At 77.8% G+C, this 6,577-nt stretch carries 5 protein-coding genes and 1 pseudogene; 4 read left to right on the top strand and 2 right to left on the bottom strand.

Annotation, left to right across the window (positions count from 1 at the left end; translation table 11 throughout):
* The coding region (locus GTQ99_RS27140) for a DEAD/DEAH box helicase (RefSeq protein ID WP_338075084.1) at positions 1-1,515 on the bottom strand (1,515 nt) is incomplete at its 3' end.
* A 328-nt stretch (positions 1,516-1,843) separates the two neighbouring features.
* Here GTQ99_RS27140 and GTQ99_RS18025 point away from each other — a divergent pair.
* From GTQ99_RS18025 to GTQ99_RS18010, 4 genes are read left to right on the top strand one after another with little or no spacing between them, the layout of a single operon-like run.
* Positions 1,844-2,914, top strand: coding sequence for an iron chelate uptake ABC transporter family permease subunit (locus GTQ99_RS18025; RefSeq protein ID WP_166617105.1), 1,071 nt, complete (start codon positions 1,844-1,846; stop codon positions 2,912-2,914).
* On the top strand, positions 2,911-4,026 hold the full coding sequence (locus GTQ99_RS18020) for a FecCD family ABC transporter permease (RefSeq protein WP_338075083.1): 1,116 nt from the start codon (positions 2,911-2,913) through the stop codon (positions 4,024-4,026). Before GTQ99_RS18025 ends, GTQ99_RS18020 begins: the two co-directional genes overlap by 4 nt.
* A gap of 53 nt (positions 4,027-4,079) precedes the next feature.
* Entirely contained in the window at positions 4,080-4,904 is an 825-nt protein-coding gene (locus tag GTQ99_RS18015) for an ABC transporter ATP-binding protein (RefSeq protein ID WP_338075082.1), read from the top strand.
* Between the two features lie 48 nt (positions 4,905-4,952).
* The gene (locus GTQ99_RS18010; RefSeq protein WP_166617104.1) at positions 4,953-5,900 is read left to right on the top strand and encodes an NAD(+)/NADH kinase; all 948 of its coding nucleotides are present in this window, start codon (positions 4,953-4,955) and stop codon (positions 5,898-5,900) included.
* Positions 5,901-5,934: 34 nt separating this feature from the next.
* Here GTQ99_RS18010 and GTQ99_RS18005 read toward each other — a convergent pair.
* Positions 5,935-6,577, bottom strand: a pseudogene (locus GTQ99_RS18005) (hypothetical protein); the annotation flags it as partial.

Here is a 6,577-nt window from a genome sequence, read left to right as displayed (position 1 = left end):
ACGGCGCCTCCGGTGCGCGCCGCCGCCGCGGTGGCCGCGGTCGCGGCGCCGGTGCGGCTGCGCGGGGGCGGTGGGCACCGGCGCGGACGCGGGGTCCACCCAGGCCGCCGCCGGGCCGACGAGGCGGCCGACGAGGTCGGCGCCCGGTGCCACGGAGGTCCACTGCGGGCTGATGCCGGCCTGGCGGGCGAGCGTGCGCACGTCCGCCCGCTGGTCCGGCGTGGCGATGGTGACGACGGTGCCGCCGGCGCCGGCGCGCGCGGTGCGCCCGGAGCGGTGCAGGTAGGCCTTGTGCTCGGTCGGGGGGTCGACGTGCACGACGATGCCGACCTCGTCGACGTGGATGCCGCGGGCGGCGATGTCGGTGGCGACCAGGACCCGCACGGACCCCTCGGTGAAGGCGCCGAGGTTGCGCTCGCGGGCGTTCTGGCTGAGGTTGCCGTGCAGGTCGACGGCGGGGACGCCGGACGCGGTCAGCTGCTTGGCGAGCTTCTTGGCGCCGTGCTTGGTGCGGGTGAAGAGCACCGTGCGCCCCTGGCCGGAGGCCAGGTCCCGCACCAGGGTGCCCTTGGCGTCGGCGGCGACCTCGAGGACGTGGTGCTCCATCGTCGACACCGGCGCGACGGCCGGGTCCACCGAGTGCGTCACCGGCTGCGACAGGTACCGCTTGACGAGCACGTCGATGCCGTTGTCGAGCGTCGCGGAGAACAGCAGCCGCTGCCCGCCGGCGGGGGTGGCGTCCAGCAGGCGCTTGACGCCGGGCAGGAAGCCGAGGTCGGCCATGTGGTCGGCCTCGTCGAGGACGGTGACCTCGACGGCGTCGAGGCGGCAGTGGCCCTGGCGGACGAGGTCCTCCAGCCGGCCGGGGCAGGCGATGAGGATGTCGACGCCCTCGCGCAGCGCGCTGACCTGCGGGTTCTGCCCGACCCCGCCGAAGACGACGGTGGTGCGCAGGCCCAGGGCGGCGGCGAGCGGGGTCACGCTGGCCGCGACCTGGTTGGCCAGCTCGCGGGTCGGCACGAGCACCAGCGAGCGGGGGCGGGTGCTGCGGCGGGGGCTGTCGGAGGCGGCCAGGCGCGCCACCAGCGGCAGCGCGAAGGCGATCGTCTTGCCGCTGCCGGTGCGGCCGCGGCCGAGCACGTCGCGCCCGGCGAGGGAGTCCGGCAGCGTCGCGGTCTGGATCGGGAAGGGGCGCTCGACGCCGCGGGCGGCGAGGACCTCCACGAGGGGGGCGGGCACGCCGAGCTCGGCGAAGGAGCGCTCGTCGGCGACGACCTCGACGGCCGTGTCGTCGATGACCTGCCCGGCGGGCGCGGCGGCGGGCCGCTGCGCGGGCACGCCCTCGCGGGTCCGGCCGGCCTGGCCGGTCGAGGTGCCCTGGGTGCTCTGGGTGCCCTGGGCGCCCGAGCCGCCGCGGCGACGGCGGCGGGGACGGGGCACGGAGCCGTCGGCGGAGCGCTCGGCGGAGCGCTGGGTGGTGGAAGTGGTGCGGGGCTCGCGGGGCGCGGACGTCACGGAGTGCCTCTCGGAGTCGGTTGCCGGTCTCGGGCGGCGCCGTCAGGCACAGCCGTCCGCCGGTGGGGCAGGGGTGGCCGTGGTGCCCGACCGCACCCGCGCACCCGTTGCCGGACCGCACGAGGGACCTGCGCGCCCGGCCTGTGGCGGGCGCTGAACACTCGACCGCGGGCTGCACGTGGTGCGCCCGCTGCTGACACCCTATCGAGCGTCAGGACCTGCATCGGCATTCCCGGCCCGTTCCCGCAGTCCCGGCGCGTCCCCGGGTGGCCGGGGACCGACACGGACGGGCGTTCCCCGGCAAGGGTGGACAGGCTAACCTCACCGCGTGCCCACCTCCACGAGCGCGCCGCCGCCGGCCGCCGCCCCGGCCACCCGGGGCGGGCCGCCCACCGGCCGCCGGCGCCTGGCCCGCCCCGCCGTCCTGCTCCTGGCGCTGGCGCTGCTCGTCGTGGCGGCCGTGCTGAGCCTGGCCGTCGGCTCCCGGGAGGTCCCGCTGGGCACCGTCGTCGAGGCGCTGCGCGGCGGGGCGGCCGGCTCGCAGGACGCCCTCGTCGTGCGCGAGCTGCGGGTGCCGCGCACCCTCCTCGGGATCGTCGTCGGCGTGGCGCTGGGCCTGTCGGGGGCGCTCATGCAGGCGCTGACCCGCAACCCGCTGGCCGACCCCGGCCTGCTGGGCGTCAACTCCGGCGCGGCCGCGGCCATGGTGACCGCGGTGGGCGTCCTGGGGCTGACCTCGCGGCTGCAGCTGGTGTGGGCGGCGATGCTCGGCGCCGCCGTCGTCGCCGTCGTGGTGTACCTGCTCGGCGCGAGCGGTCGCGGGGGCGCGACGCCGGTGCGCCTGGCCCTGGCCGGCACGGCCGTCTCCGCGGCCCTGTACGCCTACACGAGCGCGCAGGTGCTGCTGGACGCCAGGACCTTCGACCGCTTCCGCTTCTGGCGGGTCGGCTCGCTGGCCGGCCACGACGTGGCGGTCTTCTGGCAGATGCTGCCGTTCTTCGCCGTCGGCACCGCCCTGGCGCTCACCCAGGCCCGCGCGCTCAACGCCCTCGCGCTCGGCGAGGACTCCGGGCGCGCCCTGGGCGCCCACCTGACGCGCACCCGGGTCCTCACGGCGCTCGCGGTGACCCTGCTGTGCGGGGCGGCGACCGCCGCGGCCGGCCCCATCGCCTTCGTCGGCCTCGCCGTGCCGCACCTCGTGCGCGCCCTCACCGGCCCCGACCAGCGCTGGGTGCTGCCGCTGTCGTGCGTCGCGGCGCCCACGCTGCTGCTGCTCGGCGACGTGCTCGGCCGGGTCGTCGTGCGCCCCGGCGAGCTGGAGGTCAGCATCGTGACCGCGCTGCTCGGGGCGCCCGTCCTGGTCGCCCTGGTCCGCCGCCGCCGGCTGGCCCAGCTGTGAGCGCCGGGTTCGCGACCGGCCCGGCGGCGCAGGCCTCGGTGCCCGTCCCCCGCACGGCCGCCGCGGCGCGGCGCGGCGGCACGCTGCGCGCCGGCCGCGGCCGGCGCGGGCTGTCGGTGCGCGTGGAGGGTCGCGGCCTGGCCGTCTGCGCCGGCCTGCTCGCGGCCCTGGTGGCCGTGGCCGCGCTCAGCCTCGCCACCGGCGACTACCCGCTGAGCGTCCCCGACGTGCTGCGCACGCTCGTCGGGCGGGGCGAGCCCGCCGACGAGTTCATCGTCGTGGGCCTGCGGCTGCCGCGGGTGGTCACGGCGCTGCTGGTGGGGTTGGCGCTGGGGATGGCCGGCGCGGTCTTCCAGCTCGTCACCCGCAACCCGCTGGGCAGCCCCGACGTCATCGGCTTCACCTCCGGCGCCGTCACCGGCGCGCTCGTGGTGCTGCTGGTGCTGGGCGGCGGCAGCACCGCGACCGCCCTCGGCGCCCTGTCCGGCGGGGCCCTCACCGCCGCGCTCGTCTACCTGCTGGCCGCGCGCGGCGGGGTGCAGGGCTACCGGCTCATCCTCGTGGGCATCGGCCTGTCCGCGGTCCTGCAGGCCGCCAACGAGTACCTGCTGACCCGCGCCCGGCTGGAGGAGGCGCAGGCCGCGCAGGTGTGGATCCTGGGCAGCCTCAACGGCCGCGGCTGGGAGCAGGCGCTGCCGCTGGGCGCGGGCCTGGCGGTGCTGGTGCCGGTGGCGCTGCTGGCCGGGCGCTCGCTGACGATGCTCGACCTCGGCGACGACGCGGCCCGCGCGCTCGGCGTCGACGTGGACCGCACCCGGCTGCTCGTGCTGGCCGTCGCCGTGGCGATGACGGCGCTGGCGGCCGTGGCGGCCGGGCCGATCGCCTTCGTCGCCCTGGCCGCGCCGCAGGTCGCGCGCCGCCTCACCGGCGCCGTCGGGGCCGGGCTGGTGGCCGCCGGGCTGACCGGCGCGCTGCTGCTGCTGGTCAGCGACTTCGCCGCCCAGCGCGTCTTCGCCCCCACCCAGCTGCCGGTCGGCGTCATGACGGGTGCGGTGGGCGGGCTCTACATGGCCTACCTGCTGCTCACCCAGTGGCGCCGCGGGCGCGGCTGACCCCGGCGCTCCCCCACCCCTCCACCCCCGGCTCCCAGAGGACGGCACTGCCCGTGAGCACGCACCAGCACCGGCTGCGCGGCGAGGACCTCACCCTCGCCTACGACTCCCGCACCATCACCCGCGACCTCGGCATCGAGATCCCGGACGGCTCCTTTACCGTGATCATCGGGCCGAACGCCTGCGGGAAGTCGACGCTGCTGCGTGCGCTCGCGCGGATGCTCAAGCCCAGGTCGGGCAGCGTCTACCTGGACGGCGAGCGCATCCAGTCCCTGCCGAGCAAGGAGGTCGCCCGGCGCCTGGGCCTGCTGCCGCAGACGGCCAGCGCCCCCGACGGCATCACCGTCGCCGACCTCGTCGCCCGCGGCCGCTTCCCGCACCAGAAGCTGCTGCGGCAGTGGTCCCGGGACGACGAGCGCGCCGTGGACGCGGCGATGGCCGCCACCCACGTCGACCAGCTCGCCGACCGCACCGTCGACGAGCTGTCCGGCGGCCAGCGCCAGCGGGTGTGGATCGCCATGGCGCTGGCGCAGGAGACGCCGATCCTGCTGCTGGACGAGCCGACGACCTACCTCGACATCGCCCACCAGATCGAGGTGCTGGACCTGTGCGCGCAGCTGCACGAGGAGCAGCAGCGCACCCTGGTCGCCGTCCTGCACGACCTCAACCACGCCTGCCGCTACGCCACCCACCTCGTCGCCCTCAAGGAGGGCCGCCTCATGGCGCAGGGCGCACCCGCCGACGTCGTCACCGCCGGGCTCATCGAGGAGGTCTTCGGGCTGCCCTGCGTCGTCATCGACGACCCCGAGACGGGCACCCCGCTGGTCGTGCCGCGCGCCCGCGCCCGCCGCGACGCCACCGACGCGCTGAGCGTGTGAGCGCGGGGGGCTGCGGCGGGCGCCGGCGACGCCGTTAGCGTGGGCGGCGTGCAGCACCGTCCGCTGGCCCGCCTGGGGCTCGTCGTGCACCCCGTGCGCGACACGAGGGAGCAGGCCGAGCTCGTCCGGGCCTGGGCGAGCTCGCACGGCCTGGAGGTCGTCGGCCTGCGCGCCGACGCCGGCCGGCTGCCCGCGGGGGTGGGCGCGGTCGACGAGGTCGAGTTCGCCCGCACCGTCGACGCGGCCGTGAGCCTGGGCGGGGACGGCACGATGCTCGGCGCGCTGCGGCTGCTCGTGGGCCGGGACGTCCCCGTGCTCGGGGTGAACCTGGGCCACCTCGGCTTCCTCGTCGAGCTGGAACCGCGCGAGCTGCCCGCGGCGCTGGAGCGCATCGCCGCCAAGGACTTCACCGTCGAACCGCACCTGTGCCTGCGCGCGCGCATCGTGCCCCCCGGCGGGCGGGACGTGCGCGAGGCGGTGGCCTTCAACGACGTCGCGCTGGCCCGCACCCCCGGCCGGGGCACCGTGACGGCGGCGCTGTCGGTGTCCGGCCAGCGCATCGGCTACCTGCGCGGCGACGCCGTCGTGCTCGCCACGCCCAGCGGCTCGACGGCCTACAGCTACGCCGCCGGCGGGCCCGTCGTCTCACCGGGCGCCGACGCCCTCGTGGTCACCCCGGTGGCGCCGATGTCGGGCATCGCCCGCTCCATCGTGCTGGGCGTCGACGAGGCGGTGCGCCTGGAGCTGCTGGAGAAGTCCGGCCCGCCCGTGCTGGAGGTCGACGGCATCGCCGCGGGCGAGCTGGCGCCCGGCACGGTGGTGGAGGTGACCGCCGAGCGCGACGCGGGGCACGTGATCCGCCTCGACGCCGCCGACCACGGCCGCCGCTCGCGGGTGAAGCTGAGCCTGCTGGACCTGCCGCTGCTGCCCGACGAGATGCTCGAGCTGGTGCCCGAGGAGCTGCGCCGCCACGACGGCGTCGAGCGCGGGCACTGACCGCCCGCGCCGCCGGTCGCGGCGGCGCGGGGGCTCAGTCGCCCGCGGCCGCGTCGGCGGGGGCGGCCAGGGCGGCGTCGGCGCTGCGGGTGGCGGCCGCGGACGCCGCCGCGGCGGCTCCCCCGGCGGCGTCCTCGTCCGCGGTCCCGTCCCGGGGGGCCTGGTTCGGCTGCGCGGTGCGCGTGCCGGTGGGGCTCGAGGAGCTCGGGGAGGTGGAGGAGCGCGCCGAGCCGGTCGGCGACGGCTCCCCACCGGTGCCGCCGGTGGCGCTCGCCGTCGCGGTGGCGGTGGCGGTGGCCGTGGCGCTGTCCGTGGCCGTGGCGGTGGCGGTCGGCGTGGGCGTCGGCGTCGAGGGCGCCTTCGTGATCTCCCCGCCGAGGATGCCCCGGGAGACCGGCGTGCTCACGTCCTGGCGCTGGGCCGCGACGCTCTCGCCGAACGCCTGCTCGTAGACGAAGATGCCGCCGACCGAGACGAGGAAGGCGACGACGCCCAGCAGGACGGCGTGGCGGCCTCGGAAGCGCTTGCGCGGCAGCGGGTCCGGCACGGGAGCGGGCAGCCGCCTCGTGTCGTCCGGGTGCTCGTCGGTGCCGTCGCCGGGCACGGGCACCGGCGGGTCGGTGCGCTCGGGGTGGCGGTCCTGGGCGGGCGGCACCGGGGAGGGACCCGGGCCGTGG

The sequence above is a fragment of the Kineococcus vitellinus genome, assembly GCF_009906315.1.
GTDB classification, from domain to species: Bacteria; Actinomycetota; Actinomycetes; order Actinomycetales; family Kineococcaceae; genus Kineococcus; species Kineococcus vitellinus.
This window is presented reverse-complemented; position numbering and strand designations above follow the sequence as displayed.